This is a genomic window from Actinomyces qiguomingii, from assembly GCF_004102025.1.
GTDB classification, from domain to species: Bacteria; Actinomycetota; Actinomycetes; order Actinomycetales; family Actinomycetaceae; genus Actinomyces; species Actinomyces qiguomingii.
Genome location: NZ_CP025228.1, coordinates 1151669 through 1173917, shown reverse-complemented (window position 1 = coordinate 1173917; position 22249 = coordinate 1151669). Strand labels below are relative to the sequence as shown.

17 protein-coding genes are annotated in these 22249 nt (G+C 69.3%); 4 read left to right on the top strand and 13 right to left on the bottom strand.

Annotated elements, in window-relative coordinates:
- Positions 1–116: 116 nt before the first annotated feature.
- Positions 117–3617: a glycoside hydrolase family 2 TIM barrel-domain containing protein gene (locus CWT10_RS04775; RefSeq protein ID WP_103063515.1), complete on the bottom strand. Its 3501-nt coding sequence runs from the start codon at positions 3615–3617 to the stop codon at positions 117–119.
- Between the two features lie 516 nt (positions 3618–4133).
- On the opposite strand from CWT10_RS04775, the gene rsmD reads away from it, so the two are divergent.
- A complete protein-coding gene (gene rsmD / locus CWT10_RS04770) occupies positions 4134–4754 on the top strand; it encodes a 16S rRNA (guanine(966)-N(2))-methyltransferase RsmD (RefSeq protein WP_103063514.1) in 621 nt (206 codons plus the stop codon).
- A 73-nt stretch (positions 4755–4827) separates the two neighbouring features.
- On the opposite strand, the gene CWT10_RS04765 is transcribed toward rsmD, so the two are convergent.
- The 4 genes from CWT10_RS04765 to CWT10_RS04750 all read right to left on the bottom strand — a co-directional run bounded on the left by CWT10_RS04765 (position 4828) and on the right by CWT10_RS04750 (position 9669).
- Complete coding sequence (locus CWT10_RS04765; RefSeq protein ID WP_103063513.1) at positions 4828–5082, bottom strand: Txe/YoeB family addiction module toxin; 255 nt, start codon at positions 5080–5082, stop codon at positions 4828–4830.
- 36 nt (positions 5083–5118) lie between these two features.
- Positions 5119–5370: a type II toxin-antitoxin system Phd/YefM family antitoxin gene (locus tag CWT10_RS04760; RefSeq protein WP_103063512.1), complete on the bottom strand. Its 252-nt coding sequence runs from the start codon at positions 5368–5370 to the stop codon at positions 5119–5121.
- Positions 5371–5521: 151 nt separating this feature from the next.
- Complete coding sequence (locus tag CWT10_RS04755) at positions 5522–7771, bottom strand: ATP-dependent DNA helicase RecG (protein ID WP_103063568.1); 2250 nt, start codon at positions 7769–7771, stop codon at positions 5522–5524.
- A gap of 77 nt (positions 7772–7848) precedes the next feature.
- Positions 7849–9669 carry a DAK2 domain-containing protein gene (locus tag CWT10_RS04750; RefSeq protein ID WP_103063511.1) on the bottom strand — a complete coding sequence of 607 codons (1821 nt, stop codon included), beginning with the start codon at positions 9667–9669 and terminating at the stop codon, positions 7849–7851.
- Positions 9670–9952: 283 nt separating this feature from the next.
- Here CWT10_RS04750 and rpmB point away from each other — a divergent pair, with 283 nt between their 5' ends.
- Positions 9953–10144, top strand: a complete 192-nt coding sequence (gene rpmB / locus CWT10_RS04745) for a 50S ribosomal protein L28 (protein ID WP_073327266.1) — start codon at positions 9953–9955, stop codon at positions 10142–10144.
- An 83-nt stretch (positions 10145–10227) separates the two neighbouring features.
- On the opposite strand, the gene thiL is transcribed toward rpmB, so the two are convergent.
- On the bottom strand, positions 10228–11499 hold the full coding sequence (gene thiL / locus CWT10_RS04740; protein ID WP_103063510.1) for a thiamine-phosphate kinase: 1272 nt from the start codon (positions 11497–11499) through the stop codon (positions 10228–10230).
- On the bottom strand, positions 11486–12703 hold the full coding sequence (locus CWT10_RS04735) for a D-alanine--D-alanine ligase family protein (protein ID WP_103063509.1): 1218 nt from the start codon (positions 12701–12703) through the stop codon (positions 11486–11488). Before CWT10_RS04735 ends, thiL begins: the two co-directional genes overlap by 14 nt.
- Positions 12704–12883: 180 nt before the next feature.
- Between CWT10_RS04735 and CWT10_RS04730 the strand changes: the two genes are divergently transcribed.
- Positions 12884–13618 carry an AMIN-like domain-containing (lipo)protein gene (locus CWT10_RS04730; RefSeq protein WP_103063508.1) on the top strand — a complete coding sequence of 245 codons (735 nt, stop codon included), beginning with the start codon at positions 12884–12886 and terminating at the stop codon, positions 13616–13618.
- Positions 13619–14404: 786 nt separating this feature from the next.
- Here CWT10_RS04730 and CWT10_RS04725 read toward each other — a convergent pair.
- The 5 genes from CWT10_RS04725 to leuC form a co-directional block, all read right to left on the bottom strand.
- A complete protein-coding gene (locus CWT10_RS04725) occupies positions 14405–15451 on the bottom strand; it encodes an NAD(P)H-dependent glycerol-3-phosphate dehydrogenase (protein ID WP_103063507.1) in 1047 nt (348 codons plus the stop codon).
- Positions 15448–16287, bottom strand: coding sequence for a lysophospholipid acyltransferase family protein (locus CWT10_RS04720; protein WP_103063567.1), 840 nt, complete (start codon positions 16285–16287; stop codon positions 15448–15450). Before CWT10_RS04720 ends, CWT10_RS04725 begins: the two co-directional genes overlap by 4 nt.
- Positions 16288–16463: 176 nt before the next feature.
- The gene (murA, locus tag CWT10_RS04715; protein ID WP_103063506.1) at positions 16464–17786 is read right to left on the bottom strand and encodes a UDP-N-acetylglucosamine 1-carboxyvinyltransferase; all 1323 of its coding nucleotides are present in this window, start codon (positions 17784–17786) and stop codon (positions 16464–16466) included.
- A 221-nt stretch (positions 17787–18007) separates the two neighbouring features.
- Positions 18008–18691, bottom strand: coding sequence for a 3-isopropylmalate dehydratase small subunit (leuD, locus tag CWT10_RS04710; protein ID WP_103063505.1), 684 nt, complete (start codon positions 18689–18691; stop codon positions 18008–18010).
- Positions 18692–18748: 57 nt separating this feature from the next.
- Positions 18749–20167: a 3-isopropylmalate dehydratase large subunit gene (leuC, locus tag CWT10_RS04705; RefSeq protein WP_103063504.1), complete on the bottom strand. Its 1419-nt coding sequence runs from the start codon at positions 20165–20167 to the stop codon at positions 18749–18751.
- Positions 20168–20297: 130 nt separating this feature from the next.
- Between leuC and CWT10_RS04700 the strand changes: the two genes are divergently transcribed.
- Complete coding sequence (locus CWT10_RS04700; protein ID WP_103063503.1) at positions 20298–21038, top strand: IclR family transcriptional regulator; 741 nt, start codon at positions 20298–20300, stop codon at positions 21036–21038.
- A gap of 73 nt (positions 21039–21111) precedes the next feature.
- Here the strand turns inward: CWT10_RS04700 and CWT10_RS04695 are convergent, their stop codons facing one another.
- On the bottom strand, positions 21112–22248 hold the full coding sequence (locus CWT10_RS04695; protein ID WP_103063502.1) for a glycosyltransferase family 4 protein: 1137 nt from the start codon (positions 22246–22248) through the stop codon (positions 21112–21114).
- Position 22249: the final 1 nt, after the last annotated feature.

The following is a 22249-nucleotide window of genomic DNA, read 5'->3' as shown; positions in this document are numbered from 1 at the left end:
GGCTAACGGACCGGCTCCCGGCAGGCGGGGACGCGCGCCGGTATCGGCGAGTGAGACGGGTTGCCCGGCTACGCCGAAGCGGTCCACATCATGGGCCGTGCCCGCCTTTGGTGCCCTCAGCTCCCATCCACTCTCAACCAGGCCTCGACCACCACCGGACGGGGGGAGGCGGCCGCCTCCGGGCGCACGTCCGGTCCGCAGGAGCGGCTGCCAAGACCGTGGTGGAGGGCGTCCAGGTGCAGCCACAGGTGGGTGTCGGGGCGCAGATCCTCAACGTGCTCAGCGGCGGTGAGATTCTCCAGGCTCCACGGGCTCAGTGAGAAGGCGACCGGAGCGCTGGCGGGGATCAACACGGTCAGACGTCCGGCGGCCCCGTCCAATTGCAGGCACCGCAGGTCGGGCCGGGTGCCGCCCTCCTGTGGGCGGACCGGCTGCTGCCACAGCGCGGAGATCTCCCCGTGGAAGACGCCGTGGCGCACGGCCCCGGACAGGTCCGCGTAGGCGGGGGCGGGACCGGTGCCGGCCCAGGTGGCGCGGGTCAGGCCCATGGACAGTCCCAGCCGCACCCCCAGGCGGGGCAGCACAGCGGGCAGATTCCCGGTAGGAATGATCTCAGCGCGCAGCCGCAGTCCGCCAGCCTCGGCGGTGAGCGTGGTGGTGGTTTCCAGGGCCCAGGCCATCTGGGGCGCCGAACACCTGGTGCGCACGAATACGGCGTCGCCCTCAATGGTGGTGGACACATGCCGTTCGCGCGCCAGATGCAGACGCGCCTCACGCCAACCGTCGGCCGCGGAGGGCCCAGGCCGGCCGGAACCGGCACCCAGGTTGGCCGGGGTCGGGGGCACATGCCAGTAGTCGATCGGACCGTGCCCCTCGTCGTTGTCGGTGGGGGCACGCCAGATGGTGGTCAGCGGGCCGACGATGTCGGCACCGCCCAGTTCCCGCAGCAGGCCGCGCTCATCAAGCCGCGCGCGGCCCAGTTCTATGCCGCCACGCACCCGGACCGGCACCACGCCATGAGTGGCCGTCGCCAGGCCCACAGCGCTCGCGGCCTCGAGGCGGTCCGCTGCGAGCGCATTCGTGAATGCGGGCCCGACCGGCGTGGGCATAGCCGACCGGGCCGGAACCGCCAGTTCCCGAGTTGACATGACCCGGCGACCGGAAGCGTCGGCGCAGGCAACCTGGGGCAACAGCGGGGCGCCGTCAACCGGGTTGATCTGGCGGGGCCCGGTGTCGGTCACTCCGGGGATGAGCGGGTCGAGCACGGCGGTAAGCACGTGGGCGACGCGGCCGGTGGCGTGGGCGCGGGCGATGGCGTCGACCAGCCCGGGCACTTCGAGCAGCGTCTCCTCCCCCGGGGCGAGCTCGGGCAACGCGCATTCGCCGGCGGTGGCGGTGCCCAGGGACATGAACCCGGCTGCGGAGGCAACGTCGTGCGCTCCAGGGCGAGCGGCCCGGGCGGTGGCGGCGTCAGCCGAAAGCCCGCCCTCGCCGTCGGCCCCCGTGGTGGGAGCGCCGGAGTCAGCGGCAACCTCAGAAGTCACCTGCCAGACGAGCGTGAGACCGGCAGTGGTGCGCGTGTGCAAGCGGTTGCGCACCCGTACCGTACCGTCGCCCCGGTCGGAGTTCCCGGCGCCACCGGCCCAGGTGGCCAGGACCGGAGCCACAGCATTGGCCCAAGCGGTGGTGCCGGCGCTGGGGGTGGTGTCGGCGGAGACAAGCCCGTCGCACACGAAGTTGCCGTCGTGCACGGCCTCCCCGAAGTCGCCGCCGTAGCGCAGGGCGCCTGCGGCCTCGGGGCGCGGGTCGACCAGGGCATGGTCGCGCCACTCCCACACGAATCCGCCCAGGTGGCGGGGGTTGGGCTCCACCTGCGCGGTGTAGTCCTCAATACCGCCGGGGCCGGTGCCCATGGCGTGCAGGTACTCGCACATGATGAACGGCAGGGTGCGCACATGCGCGTTCTGGGCGGGGGTGAGGCTTGCGGCGGCATGCCCGGTCACGGCCACCGGTGCGGCGGCAGGGCTTGCGGCAGCGCCGTCGGCGGCGGTAGCTTCCACCCCGCTACCGACAACGGCCTCGACTTCCTCCAGGGTCGGGTACATGCGCGAGTGGACGTCAGTGTAGGCGCCGGCGAAGTCGGCCTCGTAGTGGATCAGACGGCCGGGGTCACGGTGCTTGATCCACTGGCTCATGGCCGCGAGGTTGCGCCCGGTGCCAGACTCGTTGCCCAAGGACCAGAAGAGGATCGCGGGGTGGTTCTTGTCGCGCTCGACCATGCGGCGGGCACGGTCCACCAGGGCTTCACGCCAGGCGGGGTTGTCGGTGGGGTTACCGCGCCAGCCGTGGGCCTCGAAACCGTGGGTCTCCAGGTCGCACTCGTCCATGACCCACAGGCCGATCTCATCCGCCAGGTCGAGCAGGCGCGGGTGGGGCGGATAGTGTGAAGTGCGGATGGCGCACACGTTGTGGGCCTTCATGGCGGCCAGATCGGCGCGGGCCCAGGCCTCGTCGAAGACGCGGCCGCGGTGGGCGTTGACCTCGTGGCGGTTGACACCGGCGATGATCAGCCGAGTCCCGTTGACGCGCACCTGTCCGTCGACGACCTCCAGGCGGCGGAAGCCGGTGCGCAGGCGCACGGTTTCCTCTCTGGCGGTGACCACCAGGTCGTACAGGCGCGGAAGCTCAGCGCTCCAGGGCTCGACCGAGGGCGCCGCCAGACGGGCTGTGCCGGGGGCGGTCAGCTCAGCGGCCAGGCCCAGTTCGGGCAGCTCAACCCGTACCGGGAAGGCGGCGGGCGGGGCGGCCACGTCGACTTCGAGGCTGCCGGCGCCACTGGCGGGGTCGTAGTCGGCACGGGCGAACACGTCGTCGACTCTCCCCGCGGGCCGGTGCAGCAGGGTGACGTCACGGAAGATGCCGGGCAGCCACCACTGGTCCTGGTCCTCCACGTAAGTGCCGGGAGACCACTGGGACACGCGCACGGCCACCGTGTTCTCTCCCGCTCGCAGCAGGCCGGTCACGTCCAGCTCGGAGGGCAGGCGCGAGCCCTGGGTGGTGCCGACCCAGGTGCCGTTGACCCAGAGGGAGGCGAAGGACTCCACCCCGTCCAGGCGCAGCACCTGCCGGGCGCCATCATGTTCCAGGAGCCAGTCGGCGGGGAGGATGAAGGTGCGCACGTGGTCGGCGGTGGGGTTCTCGTCGGGCACGTAGGGCGGGTCCACGGGGATGGGGTACTGGACGTTGGTGTACCAGGGCAGGCCGCGCTTGCCGTGGCCGGTGAGCACCCAGTGGGCGGGCAGGTCGATATCGCCCCAGGGGCCGAGGGATACATCACCGATGTCGAAGGCCGGTGCGAGGGGCTCGCCGTACTCATCAAGGCCTTCGGGGTGCGACCGCTGGTACAGACGAAAGGCCCAGGTGCCGTTCAGGGATAGGCTGGGGGCGCTCGTGTTTTCGGGCGCGACCCAGGATCGCGGCAGCAGATGGCGGCCCAGGCCAGGCCCAGGCACGTTGGGAAGCATCCAGGGGGGCGTGACGTTGTGCGCCGTCCCGCCGTCGGGCTGCAGGGGCAGATCCTGATCGGCGTCGGCGGCTCCGATGACGGTGCGCGGCATGTGTTCCTCCCGATGTCGGCGGAGCGGCGACGGTGCCGTCCCGGTATTCGCGTGTCCGCCACAAGCCTAGTGGCACTGACCACTGTTCGCCGCCACGCGCACCGCGCCCCCAGCCTCGCCCCTCCACCCAGGCCGGTAGTAGTTACGGGTCGAGGGCGATCGCTACGGCATCAGTTGGAACGGCGGGGTGGTGACTGACGACCCCGCACGCTTAGCCCTCCGAGAAGAGCCCACCATTTTACGGCTTCTCATTGGAATTACGCGGAATCATCGAATTGAGCGCGAACGGGTGCGGACCTTCCTGCGTGCGCCGAGGTAGGCGGCGCACATGGGAGACTTCCCATCGCTCCAGACCCGACAGGCAAACCGCAGAATCACGCGGATCACCACTTTCAGCCAGCTGGCTAAGCGTGCGCCACCCTGCCCCGCCCGTGACGGCGGCGGTGTGGATTCGGCCGGCCCAGCGCCGTTTCCTCTAGGTCCGTGTTTCGGGGATCAGTCCTCTAGGCTCACCCCATGACGCGGATCGTGGCCGGAAGCGCCGGCGGACGCCGGATCGACGTGCCCGTGGGCGGCACGCGCCCCACCTCGGAGCGAGTGCGCGAGGCATTGTTCGGCCGGCTCGAGCACTACGGAGTCGTCGCCGACGCGCGCGTGCTGGACCTGTGCGCCGGCTCCGGCGCCCTCGGCCTGGAGGCCGCCAGCCGCGGCGCCACCGACGTGACCCTGGTGGACGCCTCCCGCCGGGCCACCCGCGTGTGCGACGCCAACACGCGCGCCCTCGGCCTGCGCGGCGTGCGCAGCGCCACCGCGAAGGCGGAAGCTTTCCTGGCCGGACCCGCGGGCGCGCCCGTGGACCTGGTCATGCTCGATCCGCCCTATGACGTCGATGAGGCCGCCCTGGCGGCCATGCTGGCCCCGCTCCCCCGCCGCCAGGACCCGTGGCTGGCGCCGGGCGCGGTGGTCGTGGTCGAGCGCTCCTCGCGCTCCCCCGAGCCGTCCTGGCCCGCGGGGCTGCGCCGCTTCTCCACACGCAAGTACGGGGAAACCACGCTCTGGTTCGCCGAGCCCGACGACGACGGCACCGCTCCCGACGACGATGGCGCCACGGCCGGCGCAGAGCACACCGCACGCTGAATCGGCCCTCCCGAGCCGTGGCGGCACGCCCGAAGACCGCACCCGCCGTCACGCAGCGGCGGGGCGACAAGGGTCAGTAGTGGTAGCGGGCCTGCAGGATGACCAGGTCCTCGCCGTCCACCAAGTAGACCAGTCGATGCTCCTCGGTGATGCGCCGGGACCAGGCGCCGGGAGCCCCGTACTTGAGCGGTTCCGGTTTGCCGATGCCGGCGAAGGGTTCACGCAGGGCGGCGGCGATGAGTGTGTTGATGCGTTTTAGCGTGCGCCGGTCGGCCGTCTGCCAGTAGCAGTAGTCCTCCCAGGCGGAGGAGTCCCAGACAAGTCTCATGGAGTCACCGTTTGGCGGGGCACCGCTCTGGCGGTGTCAGTCGTCGAGGTCGAGTTCGTGGGCCTCGACCCGTCCTGCGCGGGCGCGCTCGTAGGAGTCCAGCAGGCGCCGGGCATTCTCGGGTGAACGGAAGAGATAGGCCGTCTCCTGCCAGGCCGAGTACTCGTCGGCGGACATGAGCACGGCGTTGCCGTGGCGGGAGACGATCTCGACGGCGTCCCGGTCCGCGTTGACTCGCTCGATCAGCGGGAACAGGGTGCGCCGCGCCTCGGTTGCGCTGATCGACATGGCAGCCTCCGGTTCAGTAGCGCGAAAGACGAGTGGTACGGGTTTATGGTACCGGTCTAAGATGCGGCTGACAATGCCCGATACCGATACGGCCCCGCCGCAAGTCGTGACGTCTCACCAGCCATGCCGCGCCCGAGCCTGCCCCGCCCGTTTAGGACCGCTCCAGGTAGGCGCCGGCCTCCTCGTCCAGGCGATCGGCAATGGCGGCCGCCAGGTCCCGATGCTCTGCCAGCGTCGGATCGGCCGCGAGTATCGCCTCCGCCTGCGCCCGCGCCCGGGCGATAATCGCACCGTCGCGAGTCACGCGCAACACGTCCAGGTCGCTGTGCCGTCCCGACTGGGCGGCACCGAGCACATTGCCCTCGCGGCGCAGCTCCAGGTCCGCCTCCGCCAGCCGGAAGCCATCGCCGATGTCTCCGAAGGCCTTGAGCCGGTGGTAGGCCGGACTGCCGACCTCCACCCCGGTCACCGCCACACATACGGATTCGCGCTCGCCGCGTCCCACGCGTCCGCGTAACTGGTGCAGCTGGGACAGTCCGAAGCGGTCGGCATCAAGGATGACCATCATGGAGGCCTCTGGCACATCCACGCCCACCTCCACCACCGTGGTACACACCAGCACCGGGGTGCGTCCGGAGGCGAAGTCCTCCATGGCGGCGTCCTTCTCCGCGGCCGTCATCCTTCCGGTCACCGCGCCGATGCCGATGCCCGCGAGCGCGGGCTCGTCGGTGAGCCGCTGTACCCACTCGGTGACGGCGGCCAGTGGCCGGGCCGGGGCCGTCTGCTCCGACAGCTCGCCCACCTCATCCAGGAGTGCGGCCGACGGCGGTTCCGGCTCCTCCTGGTCGACTCCGGCATGCTCGGAGTCATCGACGTCAATGCGCGGGCAAACCACGTATACGCGCCCGCCGGCAGCCACCTCCTCAGCGGCGCGTTTCCAGATGCGCTCCACCCAGGACTCACGCCCCCAGGGCACCAGGGTGGTGCCGATCGGGCTGCGACCGCCGGGCAGCTCGTCGAGCACGGCCGTGTCCAGGTCCCCGAATATGGTCATGGCGATGGTCCGCGGGATGGGGGTGGCGGTCATGACCAGCAGATGCGGGGTGCGCTGGGCACCGGTCGCCGGGTCGGTGACACCGCCCCGCTCACGCAGCGCGTCACGCTGGGCTACACCGAAGCGGTGCTGCTCGTCGACGACGATCAGCCCCAGAAAGGGGATTTGCACGGTTTGGGACAGCAGAGCATGCGTGCCCACCACAATGGTCGGCTCCCCACCCGCCAGATCTGTCAGCAGTTCGCGGCGCTGCGCGGGTGCAGTGGAGCCGGTCAGCAGCCTGACGCGAGTGGCGCGCTGCGCCCCGTCGAGCATGCCCGCGCGAGCCAGCGGACCGAGCAGGGCCTCCAAGGAGGCGCGGTGTTGGGCGGCCAGGATCTCGGTGGGGGCCAACAGAGCGGCCTGCCCGCCCGCGCCGACCACTTGCAGCATGGCGCGCAGGGCCACCAGGGTCTTACCGCTTCCGACATCGCCCTGAAGCAGCAACTGCATGGGTGCGGTGGAGTTCAGGGCATTGGCGATATGGCCGCCTACCCGCGCCTGCCCAGCAGTGAGCGTATACGGCAGGGCGGCGTCCAGGTCGGCCAGCAGCGAGTCGGGACCGGGAACCGGCCAGGCGACTGCGGTGTGCTCTGCGGCGTGCTGAATGCGCCGCTGCACGAGAGCCGCCTGCAACACAAAAGCCTCCTCATGGCGCAGCCGGCGGCGGGCCGCACGCCACTGGGAGGCCTCCTCGGGGGCGTGCACCCACCGGTAAGAGGTTAGGGCGTCAACGAGTCGCTCGGCGATGCGCACCTGTTCGGGTAGTGGTTCAGGAACGTCGCCCGGGCCGACCTTATCCAGGACGGCGCGCACGGCCCGGGCCACCATCCAGGAGGGCATGGCCTCGGTGGCCGGGTAAATGGGCATGGGGCGGGCGAGGAGCGCCTCGCGTTCGGCGTCGTCGAGCTCGTCTAGCACCTGGAAGCGGGAGACCGCCAGCTGTCGGCGGCCGCGGTGCAGCCCCACTTTGCCGCTGAGCAGCACAGTGGTGCCGGGGGCAAGCTGCTCGGCGTGGTGGTGCATCTGGCCGGGGTTGCCGAACATGACCAGGCCCATGGTGGTAACCCCGTCGGTTACGGTGGCCTCCAGCAATGCCGGCGGACGGCCGCCGCGGGTGCGGCGGGCGGCGGCACGCACCACCTGCGCCTGAATCGTGGCCTGTTCGCCGTCCTTCAGGGTGCGCAGGTCGGTCAGGTCGCCCCAGGTGTCGTAGCGGCGCGGGAACAGGCGCAGCAGACCGCGGGGCGTAGTGATTCCCTGCTTGGATAACTGAGCAGTCGTGGCTTTGCCGATCAGTCTATCCAGGGGGCGGTCGAGCAGGGGGACGGCGCCGCGTGGGCCGCGCCGGGAGGGATCGGTCGGGGTGGTCGGCGTCATCGTGCTCACCCGATGGCGAGCAGGACGTCGGGGCTCGCCTGGGCGCCCGCATGAATAACGACCTCTATCGCGTCGGCACTGCCGAGTTGCTGCTCGGCGTAGCGGGCGACAGCGCCGGCGGCGACCGCGCCGACATCCGGCAGAGCATCGTGTCCCAGGATGATGGTGACAAGCTCATCATCGGGGCGCAGTGCCGCCGCCAGGGCGGCGCCGACGGCGTCGGTTTCCGCATCCGCGCCCGACAGGGCGGTGGTGCGCACGGCTGCAGCGACGCCTCCGGCGCGGGTGGCCAGCTCGCCTAGTTCGGTGTGCTCGCCCTGCCCGGCGACGGCCACGGCAGCCGCCAGGACCCGGGCCTCATCGTCGGTATCACACACCAGCAGCCGCACGCCGTCGGGGACAGTGCGGGCGGTTTCCCCGGTTCCGGCGCCGCGCACCGCCGAGACGGCGGAGCGGGCGGCGAGGAAACGGGCTGCTTCATGGGCGCTTGCGGCCGCCCGCGGGTCGCAAGGCAGGACGATGGCCTGGGTGGCACCGAGATCACCGGCGGCGCGGACAATGCCGTCGCGTTCGGGATTCAACACCACCACCGCGCCGGTGCGGGCGAACTGCTCGATCAGGCCAGGAGCCCGAGTACAGGCGATAACGCCGACACCCTGCTTAATCGGTGCGGCATCAGGGATCTTTGCGTCGTCGACCGTCTGCGCCGTCGAGCGGCGGGCGGCCAGACGTTCGAAGGAGACCACGCGCCCATCTGCGGGCGTGGTGGTCGGCAGGGGCGGCTCATCGGCCTCCCAGGTCGGCACGACGGCGAGTGCTGTCGGGTGCAGATGGTGTATGCACACCTGGCGGGCGCGGCCACTGCGGGGCAGGGCGGCACGGGGTGTGTCGGTGTGTACGTGGACCTGGAACATGCCCACGCCCAGCGCGTCGGGCGTGCCGACCACTCCCACGGAATCGCCTATGTCCTCCAGTTCGCGGCGCAGCTCGGCGGCCTGGGCGGCGGTGGCCTCCAACAGGTACATGACCTCGAACTCGCCGGTGGAGAAGGAGCCCTCAGCGTCGCGGGCCCCGGCACCGTGAGTGGAACCGGCGACCAGGTCATCAAGCATCTGGCGGGCCACATCCGTGCAGGGCAGCGAGGCGGGACCGGTAGGCGAGTCGGCCGCGTCCACGGTGTCGGACAGGCTGGTGTACATGAGCATTAGTGCGGCCCCGCCCGCGTCGACTGCGCCGTGTCCCAGGCCGGCAGTCTCCACCACACTCTCCTGGGCACCGAAGGCCGCGGAGGCCGCAACGGTGGATACGGTCACCGGCGCCGCGGCGGTGGACTCCTCGAAGGCGGTGCGGGCACCGACGGCGGCGTCCCTGGCGACGGTCAGCAGGGTGCCGGCCACCGGCCGGGAAACCGCGTTCCAGGTGGTGGCGGCGATGCGCTCATAGGCGTGGACGAGTTCGACGGGGCGCAATGCGGCTGGGTCGGGAGCCTCTGCGCACACGTCCGCCAATGCGGCCAGCACCTGTGAGATCAACAGTCCGGAGTTGCCGCGGGCGCCGCGTATGGCGCCGTCGGCGGCGGCGCGGGCGGCCTGGGCCAGGTCGGCGCCGGGTGGCAGCAGGGCGAGGGCGTCGCAGGCGGAGCGGACAGTGAGCAGGACGTTGGTGCCCGTGTCGGCGTCGGGAACGGGGAAGACATTGAGGGAGTCGACCAGACCGCGGGTGGACTGGGCAACCGTGCGGGCGGCTTCGAGCCAGGCGCGCAGCAACGGCGCGGTGATTACGGGCGCGCCGGCATAGCCGGTGCCTGTGCGTTGTGCCACGCCCATCCTCCCCTGCGGTAGTGTGCTGATGACCGATATCGACAACTGTCCACTCTGAATGCGTGCGTGAGCCGATGCGGATCCACCGGGCTCAGATTAATGGGTGATGCGTGATCGCGCTTCCGGACGCGGCCTGGCGTGTGCGCGAGCCCATAGTCGCTCCGCTTGGGGCGGCGGGCCGTTTCGGTTAAAGTGCTGGGGTTGCCCGCGACCGGTGTCGCCGGGCGGTAGACCCGGCGTCGGGCGTGGTGCCCGTGCGCTTACACCAAGAAGATTCAGGAGTGGAACCGTGGCTGCTGTGTGCGACGTCTGCGGCAAGGGCCCCGTCTTCGGCAAGAGCGTCTCGCACTCCCATGTGCGGACCAGCCGCCGGTGGAACCCGAACATTCAGCGTGTACGTGCTCTCGTGAATGGCACCCCCAAGCGCCTCAACGTGTGCACGTCCTGCCTCAAGGCCGGCAAGGTGACGCGCAACATCTGAGCGCGCTGCACCCGCCTGCTGGGCATTCAAGGCCGCCGTCCCGCGCCCGCGGACGGCGGCCTTCTGTTCACCCTACCGGTCGCCTAGCTACTGAAGTGGTCCCAACCGAGCTTTTCAGGCACGCGCCCACCGGCCAGCGCACCCGCGAGCTCGCCGTCACGCCGGGCGCGCACGGCTCCTATCACGCGCGCGCCATCGGGCAGCTCCCGGGCCGACGGCGGGAGCGTGGCCAGCAGGCCGTGGTCCTCTCCCCCGGTCAGCGCCCAGGCCCGCGCCAGGCTGCGCGCATCCGCAGCATCCTCGCGCAGCAGCAGCGCGACCGGCTCCAGCACGGCGAGGTCATGTATCAGCCCGACACCCGGGTCATCTTCAGGATCGGCTATGTCAAGGACAACCCCACTGGCCCGGGCAATCCGGTCCGCGTCTCGCAGCAGCCCGTCGGAAACGTCCAGCATGGCGGTAGCTCCGGCGTCGGCCAGGGCGGGTCCCGCAGCCAGTGGCGGAACCGGCGCCCGGTAGATGCGCAGGCAGTGGGCGGCGGCCTCGGTGGCGACGTCGCGGGTCTCCCTACTGGCACCATCGCCGGCCTGCGTATATACACCGTCGCACGTGTTGCCACGCCCACCGGAGCGGGCGGCGACAGCATCTGCCCAGCCAGCACCGCGGTCATCCAGGCCGGCCTGTAGCAGCGCGAGCCCGGCGGCCGAACGGCCGAGAGTGCCGCAGTGGACCACAAGGTCTCCGGGCCGGGCGCCCGAGCGCAGCACCGGGTGACGCCCTTCCAGGTCGCCGTGGACCGTGACGGCGACAACTAGCCGGTCCCCGGTGCTCAGATCGCCGCCGACCACGCCCGCATCCGTGCCCGCACACGCGTCGGCGAAGCCGCGGGCCAGGTCCTGCACCCAGCGCACCGGGGTGGTACGCGGCAGCACCAGGCTCACCACCAGCGCTGTCGGTACGGCTCCCATGGCGGCGATGTCGGCAAGGTTTTGGGCGGCGGCGCGCGCCCCGACGTCGCGGCCGGTGGACCAGTCGGTGCGGAAGTGCTCGCCCTGGACGAGCACGTCAGTGCTCACGCAGTAGCGTCCGTCCGGGGCGGCGACCACGGCGGCGTCGTCCCCGCTGGGAACCTCCGCGCGAGCCGCCTGCGGCAATAGCGGCGTGATGGCGGCCAGCAGCTCCTCCTCCCCCAAGTCAGCAACAGTGGGGGCAGAGTCTAACGCGGCGTCAATGGAATCCCCGGCAGGAATAGAGCCGAGGATGGGAGCACCGCCGGAAGCGGTCGGCTCGGGGTCATACCCGTGCGGGGAAGGCCCGGAACCCGCCCGGCCTGCGGACGCATCAGCGGTTGACATCTCTGGGGCGCTCCAACGCCAGCTCGATCAGCTCGGTGACCAGGTCACGGTAGGGCAGCCCGGATACCTGCCACATGTAGGGGTACATGGAGAAGGGAGTGAAGCCGGGCATGGTGTTGACCTCGTTGACAATCGCCTCCCCATCCGGGGTGAGGAAGAAGTCGACGCGGGTAAGCCCCTCCCCACCGATGGCGACGAAGGCCTCAGCGGCCCGGCGCATGAGCAACTCGCGCTCGGCCGAGGCAATGTGGGCGGGGCAGACCATGGCGACGGCGTCGTGGGCCAGGTACTTGGTTTCGTAGTCGTAGAACTCGCCGGCACCGTGAGCGGCGTCCATGACGATCTCGCCGGGCTCGGCCACGCGGGGGGCGTCGTCGCCGTGCCCGGAGAGGACCGCGACCTCGATCTCGCGGCCGACAACGCCGGATTCGACCAGCACCTTGGGGTCCACCGCGCGGGCGGTTTCGATGGCCGCCTCCAGGTCGGCCAGGTCCTCCACCCGGGTGATGCCCAGGGAGGAGCCGGCGCGGGCGGGTTTGACGAACAGGGGGCGGGTCAACTCGGCGCACTGGGCGAGAACAGCGGCCTTATCACGGCTCCACCGGTGCGCCTCGACGAGTACATGCGGGGCGGTGGGGATGCCGGCGGCCTGCAGGAGGACCTTGGTGACCTGCTTGTCCATGCCGGCGGCGGAGGCGAGCACGCCGCAGCCCACATAGGGCAGGCCCAGCATCTCCAGCATGCCCTGGATGGTGCCGTCCTCACCATAGGGGCCGTGCAGCAGCGGCAGCACGACGTCGACGGCGCCGAGCACCTCGGGGCCGGCGGGTGTGATCGCGGTCAGGTTCCCACCGCCCAACCGCATGGCCAGTTCGCCGCGGCCGAGCCCGTCGGTGGTGATCTCCACCGGGGGGCGGGCGTCGTCCAAGCGCAGGGCGTCGGGGTCGTCATCCACGAGCACCCACTTGCCCTGGCGGGTTATGCCGATGGGCATGACGTCGTAGCGGTCCCGGTCGATGGCATCCAGTACCCCGGCAGCGGTGGCACAGGAGATGGAGTGTTCGCCGCTTCGCCCGCCGAAGACTACGGCGACGCGCGGCTTGCGTCCACGACGGCTGGTCGGGGCGGCATTAATCGACGCGGAGGGGTCGAAGTCCGCGGTGGCACCGCTGCTGGTTGCACTGGCTGCGTTGGAGGCCGACATGGCGACAACGCTACCGCTCCATGGCCGAACGGCCCCGTAAGGCGTTGTGAATACCAGCTCAGTGCCGGCAACACCTGGACTGGGAGTAACCGACAGCCTTGATTGTCTGCGACGGATGCGCCGGGGGCGCCGTTTCCGTATGCTGGAGATCACCTGGTTCATCCGAGGTCAGGAGACGCCATGACAACTGCAAACTCACCCTGCCTGGCTCGCCGCACGCTGCTGCCCGCCCTAGCCCTGCTACTGACCGGCACCCTCACACTGGGTGCCTGCGGTTCCGGCTCCGACGGTGGCGCCGCGGCTTCCGCATCACCCGCTGCTCCGTCCGATTCGACCGGCTCCGTTGCGGCCACCGATAACGCCTCCGCACCGCAGTCACCAGCCGCCTCCCAGGTTCCTACCATCACCGGCTCGCTCACCCAGGAGGAGGCCGGCACATCGGGAACACCCGCCTGGGGCACCGGCGCCGAAGGGCAGCCGGCGGCCGAGGGCTCGGAGCTGATCATCTCCGACGTGCGCATCGGCTCCCACGATGACGAGGACTACTCGCGTTTCGTGGTGGAGTTCTCCGGTGAGGGCACGCCGGGCTGGTCCGCGCAGTGGACCGATCAGGCCTATACGCAGGGCAAGGGCGACCCGATCAACGTCGATGGGGATTTCACGCTAGTGGTTACCGGCACCGGAGTGACAATGCCCATCAGCGAGGAGCAGCAGGCGGTGGCCTACACCGAGCCGGTGCGCTTCGACTTCGACGCCGTCGGGCGCGACGATGACGATGGCATTGAGGAGGCCTACCTCGACCTGGCCTTCGAAGACCAGTTCCAGGTGGTGCTGGGCACCGACTCACAGACATTCCGGATCTTCACGCTTACCAACCCCACCCGCTTGGTGATCGATGTCGCCGACGATGACTGAGAGCTCCTCCACGCCACCCCACCCGGGTCTGAGGATGTGGGTGTTGGTCGGGATGGGTGGCAAAGGGGCGTGTCTCGGTGTCTCCGGTCGCACCGCGCTTGGCGGCTGATAGGCGAATGGCGCGGCGGCCTGGCCTTGGACCAGCGCGCGTACAAGAGCTTGGCTAGCCTGGCAGGCGCGCTCAGACGCTCCAAACTGAGAACCGCGATCCAGCCCCGGCTGGGGCTAGATCCGAGATCCCACCGGCATCGGTGTCACAAAATGCAGCACTTTATCCACTCCCGCCCGGCAGCCATCCGAAACAACCGCGCAATCATGCGGTTCGCGACCAGCTCACCGCAGGCGCGACGAATGAAAGTACTGCATTCTGCGACACCACCCCTGGCAGAACCGCAGGAGCACGACCTGCCAAGCCATCTCCCAAACTGTTCGCGCATACACCTCTAGACGACCGCTGCACCAGATGCCTACTTCAGGCTCAGCTCCCCGACGCCGCGACGCAAAGGCCACCCCCCCTCCCCTGGGATCTGGCAGCAGCAGGAACATCGAGAGCACCGGCAGTGCAGCGCCGGGTTCGAATACCGCAACCCAGTGCGGCCAGATACCGACTCACCTCCTGGAGCCACCCCCTGCCCTTCCCGCCAACACAACCGAAAGAGCCTCATGTCGACCGAACTCGATCGTTATATCTACCGAACTCGATGGTTAGTTCGACCGAACTCGATCGTTATATCTACCGAACTCGGTGGTTATATCGACCGAACTCGGCGGCGGGGAGGTGCGCGCTCAGGCCAGCGGCGCGGCGTTGACGCCCTCGGCCTTACGGGGGCGAGACAGCAGGGCGTCACTGATCTCCTCCACGGTGGCGGTGCCTTCAACGACAGCGACCACGCCAGCGGTTATCGGCATGTCCACCCCATGCGCAGTTGCCAAGTCCAGCACCGCGCGCGCGGACTTGGCGCCCTCGGCAACCCCGCGCGAGGCGGCGGCGGCTTGGTCCACGCTCATCCCCTCCCCCAGGCGTCGTCCGAAGGTCTGGTTGCGCGACAGCGGTGAGGAGCAGGTCGCCACCAGGTCACCCATGCCAGCCAGTCCGGCGAAGGTCTCGGGGCTTGCGCCCAGGGCGATCCCCAAGCGAGTGATCTCCACCAACCCACGGGTGATGACGGTGGCCTTGGAGTTGTCGCCAAAACCGCGCCCGGTGGTGATGCCAACGGCCAGGGCGATCACATTCTTCACCGCACCGCACAGCTCCACCCCGAGCACATCGGTGTTGGTGTAGGGGCGGAAGGTACCGGTTGCGCACAAAGCTGCCACCCGGGCGGCCACGGCCTCATCCTGGGCGGCCACGACGGTGGCAGTGGGCTGACCAGCGGCGATCTCATCGGCCAGGTTCGGACCGGAGACCACGGCGATGCGGTCGGCGGGCAGGTCAAGCGCATCGGCAATGACCTGGCTCATGCGCAGCCCCGTGCCGGCTTCCACCCCCTTCATCAGGGAGACCACGACTGCGTCATCGTCCAGGACGCCGCGCAGCGGGGCGAGTACGCTCCGGGCGGTCTGCGAGGGCACCACCGCGACCACGAGTCCCGCCCCGGCGACCGCCTCCCGGATGTCCGCAGTGGCGGTCACGGTTTCAGGCAGACGGATGCCAGGCAGGTAGCGGTCGTTGGTGCCGGCATTGATCTCATCGGCGATTTCCGGGCGGCGCGCCCAGATGACGGTGGGGGTGCCCGCGCCGGCGAGCAGGCGGGCGAAAGTTGTGCCCCATGCACCGGCACCGATAACGGCGGCCCGGCGTGCCAAATCTTGCGGCCGGGCGGCGGCGCTCATGACTGGTGCTCCTCACCGGAACCCGCATCGGCCACAGGGCGTTCTGAGCTGCCTGCGGAGCCGTCGGCGTCATCATCCGGATCCACAGATGGCGCCTGTGATATCGGCGGGTCGGGGCGGCGCACCCCGATATTGCCCTTACCCGGATCACCGTCATACTTCATGTCGAAGGGGCGCGGGGCCTTCTCACCACGCAACTGCTCAACCAGCTCGGTGATACGCCGCATGATCTCAGCAGTGGCGGCACGCACGGCGTCATAATCGGAGACGTCCGAGCCGTACTCCACCAGGTCGAAGGGCTCACCGATAACCACCCTTACATCCTTGCGGGGGAAGGGATGGAAACCGCCATAGGTTCCCAGCACTTTGTGCGCCCCCCACTGCCCCATGGGCAGCACCGGGGCGCCGGTGCGCATCGCCAGGCGGGCAGCGCCGGTCTTTCCGGTCATCGGCCATTGCAGGGGGTCACGCGAAAGTGTGCCCTCCGGAAAGATCATGATCGGATCGCCCTCCCGCAGCCGCCGCTCCGCCTCCACCAGCGAATTACCGGCATTGGCAGAATCCCGGTAGACAGGGATCTGGCCGCCGGCACTGAATACTCGCCCCAGGAGGGGGATCTCGAACAGCTGCGACTTGGCCAGCGAGTAGATGGGCACGTCCACGTCCACCAGCGAACGCATGGCGGTCAGCGGGTCCAGGTTGGACAGGTGGTTGGCGACGGCCACGAAGCCGCCTTCGCGGGGGATGTTCGCCGTTCCGGTCACGTGCTGCTTGGACACCGCCTTTAGGAAGGGGATGATCACCCCCCTGGCCGCGAAACGGTAGAAGGGGGTCATGCGTCGTGTGGTGGGCACATCGGCACTCTACCCACTCCCGCTCCTCCTGGTGGGCGGATGCCCGCAGGCCGGTCCGGATGCAGGCATCCGTCCGGAACCCGCACGCCCCGCAACCCGCCCCGGCACAAGCGGCGGACTGAATCCGCTGCTCCCCCTGTCGGGCACGGGCGTCACGCTCAGGCCAGACGACTCACGTTGGCGTCGAGAGCTGCGAGCTTGTTCATGAAGTGCTCGTAGCCGCGGTCGATCAGGTTGACGCCCTCCACACGGCTGGTACCCTGCGCGGCCAGTGCCGCGATCAGGTGGGAGAAGCCGCCACGCAGATCGGGCACCACGATGTCGGCCCCGTGCAGCGGGGTGGGCCCGGAGACTACGGCGGAGTGGTAGAAGTTGCGCTGTCCGAAGCGGCAGGCGGTGCCGCCCAGGCACTCGCGGTACACCTGAATGGTGGCGCCCATCTTGCGCAGGGCACCGGTGAAACCAAAACGGTTCTCATACACGGTCTCATGCACGATAGACAGACCCTCCGCCTGGGTCAGGGCCACTACCAGGGGCTGCTGCCAGTCGGTCATGAAGCCGGGGTGGACGTTGGTCTCCACCACGATGCTCTTCAGATCCCCACCGGGGTGGTAGAAGCGGATGCCGTCCTCGCGCACGTCGAAGGCGCCGCCGACCTTGCGGAAGATGTTCAAGAAAGTGGTCATATCGCTCTGGTGGGCTCCGTGAACGAACACGTCACCGCGTGTGGCCAGCGCGGCCGAGGCCCAAGAGGCGGTCTCGATACGATCGGGCAGGGCGCGGTGGTTGTAGCCGGCCAGCTCGTCCACGCCTTCTACATGGATGGTGCGGTCGGTGTCCACCGAGATGATGGCGCCCATCTTCTGCAGCACGTCCACCAGATCCATGATCTCCGGCTCGACGGCGGCGCCGCGCAGCTCCGTCAGTCCCTCGGCGCGCACAGCCGTCAGCAGAGTCTGCTCGGTGGCGCCGACCGACGGGTATGGCAGTTCGATAACCGTACCGCGCAGGCCGTCGGGGGCGGTCAACCGGATTCCCTGCGGCTGCTTGTCCACAATGGCGCCGAAGCCACGCAGAATGTCAAGGTGGAAGTCAATGGGGCGGTCACCGATGCGGCAGCCGCCCAGGTCAGGGATGAAGGCCTCGCCGAGCCGGTGCAACAGGGGGCCGCAGAACAGGATCGGGATGCGGGAGGAGCCGGCATGGGCGTCAATATCGGCCATGTGGGCGCTCTCCACACTGGAGGGGTCCAGGCGCAACACCCCCTGCGCCTGGTCGTAGTCGACACTGACGCCGTGCAGCGAGAGCAGTCCGGAGACGACGTCGACGTCGCGGATGAGCGGCACGTTGTGCAGCACCGATGGCGTGGTTCCCAGTAGGGCGGCGACCATGGCCTTGGGGACGAGGTTCTTGGCGCCGCGAACGGTGATTTCACCGGTGAGTGGGCGCCCGCCCTCGACCTGGAGCAGACCGTCGACCATGCGTACCTCCGAGTGTTCACGTGAAGATCGGACGCCATGGGAAGGGGCGTCCGCCGCGCCTAGCGCGGACACCTTCAGCATAGGCTCCGCAGGCACCCGCGGCAGTGTTCGCACCCCGCCCACAGCGAACCGGAGCGTGTCCTTGCACTCACCGGTGTGGACAAGTCCCGGTACGGGCCACGGGCCTGACGTCGGCCACTGCAGCCAATGCGGCTCGGCGCTCAGGCTCCCGGGCGCACGAAGGGGTAGCCGATGGGCACCGGCATTTCCGCCGAGCGGGCGGGCACGACCCGGGCGTCAGGCTCATGCCGGGCTGGCAGGCTGCGCGGCTTGTAGGTGGGCCGGGCCTCCTCATAGGCGCGGATGGCGTCCTCCTGGGTGAGAGTCAGCGAGATGTCATCCAGTCCCTCCATCAGGGTCCAGCGCACGTAGTCGTCGATCTGGAAGACGGTCCGGAAGGATCCTGCCTCCACGGTGCGCCGTTCCAGGTCCACCGTGACCTCGGTGCCGGGTTCGGCCTCCAAGATCTTCCACAGCTGCTCCGCATCCTCCTGGCTGATTACGCCGGCCACAAGCCCCTGCTTACCGGCATTGCCGCGGAAGATGTCGGCGAACCGGGGGGCGAGCACCGCCTTGAAGCCGTAGTCCTTCAGCGCCCACACGGCGTGCTCGCGGGAGGATCCGGTACCGAAGTCCGGTCCGGCCACCAGCACACTGGCACGCTTGTAGGCGTCCTGGTTGAGGATGAAATCGGCCTCGCTGGCCCGCCAGGAGGCGAATAAGGCGTCATCGAAGCCGGTGCGGGTGATCCGCTTGAGGTAGACAGCCGGGATGATCTGGTCGGTGTCCACGGCGCTGCGGCGCAGGGGAGCGCCGATGCCGGTGTGACGGATGAACTTCTCCATGGCGGTTACGGGATTCTCTCTTATGGCATGGTGCGGGTTGGCGGATCGGAACGGCGGTCAGGCGGCGGACGCCACCGGCAGGTCCGCAGGGGTGGACAGGGTGCCGCGCACCGCGGTGGCGGCGGCAACGACGGGCGAGACCAGGTGGGTGCGCCCACCCTTGCCCTGGCGACCCTCAAAGTTGCGGTTGGAGGTTGAGGCGGCGCGCTCACCGGGGGCCAGCTGGTCGGGGTTCATGCCCAGGCACATGGAGCAGCCGGCGTTACGCCATTCGGCACCGAAATCCTTGAACACCCGGTCCAGTCCCTCGGCCTCGGCCTGCAGCCGGATGCGGGCCGAGGCCGGCACCACGAGCATGCGCAGTCCGGGCGCCTTGGTGCGGCCCTTGATCACCTCAGCGGCGGCACGCAGGTCCTCAATGCGCCCGTTAGTGCACGAGCCGAGAAACACGGTGTCGACCCTGATGTCGCGCAGCGGGGTACCGGGGGCCAGATCCATGTACTCCAGCGCCCGCTCGGCGGCTCGCCGCAGCGTCTCATCGGCGATTTCCTCGGGGTCGGGTACGACGGCGGAGATGGGCAGACCCTGACCGGGGTTGGTGCCCCAGGTCACGAAGGGTTCAATATCGCGGCCCCTCAGAACAACCTCGGTGTCGAAGACGGCGTCATCATCGGTGCGCAATGAGCGCCAGTAGGCGACGGCGTCGTCCCAGTCCTTGCCCTCCGGCGCGTGGGGACGACCCTTCAGGTAGGAAAAGGTGGTCTCGTCGGGGGCGATCATGCCAGCGCGGGCGCCGGCCTCGATGCTCATGTTGCAGATGGTCATGCGGGCCTCCATCGACAGCTGCTCGATGGCGCGGCCCCGGTACTCAATAACATGCCCCTGGGCGCCGTTGGTGCCGATCTTGGCGATGATGGCCAGGATGATGTCCTTGGCGCCACTACCGGCGGGCAGGTCGCCGTCGATGAGCACGCTCATGGTTTTGAAGGGAGCCACGGGTAGGGTCTGGGTGGCCAGCACGTGCTCCACCTGGCTGGTGCCGATGCCGAAGGCGAGCGCCCCGAAGGCGCCGTGGGTGGAGGTGTGGGAGTCGCCGCACACCACGGTCATGCCGGGCTGAGTCAGGCCCAGCTGGGGGCCGACGGCGTGGACGATCCCCTGGTCGGCATCACCGAGGGAGTGCAGCCTCACCCCGAACTCGGCGCAGTTGGCACGCAGGGTCTCGATCTGCGTGCGGGAGGTGACATCGGCGATGGGCAGGTCGATGTCGAGCGTGGGGGTGTTGTGATCCTCGGTGGCAAGGGTTAGCTCGGGTCGGCGCACCCTACGGCCCGCCAGGCGCAGTCCCTCGAAGGCCTGCGGGCTGGTGACCTCGTGAACCAGGTGCAGATCGATGTAGAGCAGGTCCGGGGCTCCGTCGGCGCCCGGAGCGACGACGTGGTCGCGCCACACCTTCTGTGCCAGGGTCATTCCCATCGCTGCACTTCCTTTCCTGGGACGTTCCGCCCGAATGCCCGCCCGAGGTGTGCGGAACCGGCAAAGACCGGGCTGTTTTCTGACTCCACGCTACTTGAAGTCTCAGCACTCGGAATGGCAGTATCAGATTATGGACACTCTGGGTGACATCGAGAGCGGCAGCGGGGTTGGGGTCATCGACAAGGCCGCACTGGTCATGAGCGCCCTGGAGGCAGGCCCGGCCACGCTGGCGCAGCTGGTCACCATCACCCATCTGGCCCGTCCGACTGCGCACCGCATAGCGGTGGCGCTGGAGTTCCACAGGCTGCTGGCCCGCGACGCGCAGGGGCGTTTCATACTGGGGCCGCGCCTGAACGAGCTTGCCGCGGCCGCCGGGGAGGACAATCTGCTGGCCGCGGCCGGCCCCGTGCTGGCAGCCCTGCGGGACAAGACACACGAGTCCGCACAGCTGTACCGCCGTCAGGGCGACGTGCGGGTGTGCGTGGCCAACGCCGAGCGTCCGATCGGCCTGCGCGACTCCATCCCGGTGGGAGCGACCATGTCCATGCAGGGCGGCTCCGGCGCGCAGGTGCTGCTGGCCTGGGAGGAGCCCGACCGGCTGCATCGCGGCCTAGTGGGCGCCCGTTTCAACGCCACCATGCTGTCCGCGGTGCGACGGCGCGGCTGGGCTCAGTCCGTCGGCGAACGCGAGCCGGGTGTGGCTAGCGTATCGGCGCCAGTGCGCGGCGCCAGCGGCAAGGTCGTCGCCGCCGTGTCCATCTCCGGCCCGATCGAGCGCATGGGCCGTCAGCCCGGGCGCGTGCACGGCCCCGTAGTGGCCGCTGCGGCGCGCCGCCTGTCCGAGGTCCTTCGCAACAACGACGAGGGCTGAGGTAACCATCGAGACCGGCCGATACGGTTCCGGGGAAGCAGCCGCCCGCACCCCGGCGCGGATTCAACGACGCTCAACGATGCTTACCTAGCTCAATGGCACGCCGGTAGGCGTCAACGTTCATGTTCGTCACATCACCCCATACCGGCAGCGGGTCGACGGCGTAGTTATGCGCCTTGATGCGCCGCAGCAGGCCGGGACTCGTCATGAACTCCGCAAGTGCCCGAGCCAGATCGGCATCATCCTCGCCCAGAAGTCCGTCTTGACCGTCCGTAATGAAATCCGCAACGCCGGAGGAGCGTAGGGCAACCACGGCCAGCCCCGCCGAACGCGCCTCCAGCACACTGATTCCGAAAGAGTCCGCGGGCGAGGTCTGTAGGTAGACGTCGGCCCCAGAAAAGGCTCGCGCCAGTTCATCACGATCAACTCTGCCTACCAAGGTGATCCGAGCCGCCATACCGGATTCGGCAACCTCCTGAGCTAGTCGATCACGCAACGGACCGTCACCGTACATCTCCAACACGGCATCACAGCCAGTACGCCTGACGGCGTCGACGAACACGCGAACAACCTGCAGGGGCCGCTTGCGTTCGATCCAACGCAGCGAGGCCACGACCCGCAAAGGACCCTGCGCCGCGGGTTCCGCACTCCGGGGAAGCCTCCAGTCCTCCACGGTGATACCGTTCGGCAGCACCGTGACCGGCCAGGCGCCGCCCGCCCTTTCGACTTCTGCGGCGAGCATGGAGGACACAGCTGTGAGGTCGGCCCCACCGCGCTGCCAGATGCGCACGGGGCTCGCCGGGCCTAGGGCACCGCATACCGCCGCCCAGGGACCGAGGACACAGTGGAAGGTGATGGCCAGAGGCAGCTCGGCGCGCCGTGCCGCACCGATGCCGGCCCAGGCGAACTGGGAGACGATGCCGGTGTGGACGTGAACGACGTCGGGCCGCAGCCGCGTCATCAGGGCCGACACTTCCCTCCCGGCACGCGGATGCAGCGGCAACTCCCCGGGCAGGCGGACGGTGGTTCGGTACACCGGAAAACCATCGGGATCCTCAAGGCTGCGGCCTCGTACCGTACCCGTGGGTGTGGCCGTAACGACGGCGGGTTCATGACCGGCCGCCAGCAGGTTCCGGGCGAGGTCCCTCACCTGCGTTTCAATGCCGCCCAGCCGCGGCGCATAGCAGTCGGAGACAATAAGCACGCGCATG

What these genes read in the sequence shown, in the direction of transcription:
- rsmD (WP_103063514.1), top strand. Translation starts at nt 4,134, where the DNA reads ATGACGCGGATCGTGGCCGGAAGCGCCGGCGGACGCCGGATCGACGTG.
- CWT10_RS04730 (WP_103063508.1), top strand. Translation starts at nt 12,884, where the DNA reads ATGACAACTGCAAACTCACCCTGCCTGGCTCGCCGCACGCTGCTGCCC.
- leuD (WP_103063505.1), bottom strand. Translation starts at nt 18,691, where the DNA reads ATGGAGAAGTTCATCCGTCACACCGGCATCGGCGCTCCCCTGCGCCGC.
- CWT10_RS04735 (WP_103063509.1), bottom strand. Translation starts at nt 12,703, where the DNA reads ATGTCGGCCTCCAACGCAGCCAGTGCAACCAGCAGCGGTGCCACCGCG.
- murA (WP_103063506.1), bottom strand. Translation starts at nt 17,786, where the DNA reads ATGGTCGACGGTCTGCTCCAGGTCGAGGGCGGGCGCCCACTCACCGGT.
- CWT10_RS04695 (WP_103063502.1), bottom strand. Translation starts at nt 22,248, where the DNA reads ATGCGCGTGCTTATTGTCTCCGACTGCTATGCGCCGCGGCTGGGCGGC.
- CWT10_RS04720 (WP_103063567.1), bottom strand. Translation starts at nt 16,287, where the DNA reads ATGACCCCCTTCTACCGTTTCGCGGCCAGGGGGGTGATCATCCCCTTC.
- CWT10_RS04760 (WP_103063512.1), bottom strand. Translation starts at nt 5,370, where the DNA reads ATGTCGATCAGCGCAACCGAGGCGCGGCGCACCCTGTTCCCGCTGATC.
- CWT10_RS04750 (WP_103063511.1), bottom strand. Translation starts at nt 9,669, where the DNA reads ATGGGCGTGGCACAACGCACAGGCACCGGCTATGCCGGCGCGCCCGTA.
- CWT10_RS04765 (WP_103063513.1), bottom strand. Translation starts at nt 5,082, where the DNA reads ATGAGACTTGTCTGGGACTCCTCCGCCTGGGAGGACTACTGCTACTGG.
- thiL (WP_103063510.1), bottom strand. Translation starts at nt 11,499, where the DNA reads ATGTCAACCGCTGATGCGTCCGCAGGCCGGGCGGGTTCCGGGCCTTCC.
- CWT10_RS04725 (WP_103063507.1), bottom strand. Translation starts at nt 15,451, where the DNA reads ATGAGCGCCGCCGCCCGGCCGCAAGATTTGGCACGCCGGGCCGCCGTT.
- CWT10_RS04775 (WP_103063515.1), bottom strand. Translation starts at nt 3,617, where the DNA reads ATGCCGCGCACCGTCATCGGAGCCGCCGACGCCGATCAGGATCTGCCC.
- leuC (WP_103063504.1), bottom strand. Translation starts at nt 20,167, where the DNA reads ATGGGAATGACCCTGGCACAGAAGGTGTGGCGCGACCACGTCGTCGCT.
- CWT10_RS04700 (WP_103063503.1), top strand. Translation starts at nt 20,298, where the DNA reads ATGGACACTCTGGGTGACATCGAGAGCGGCAGCGGGGTTGGGGTCATC.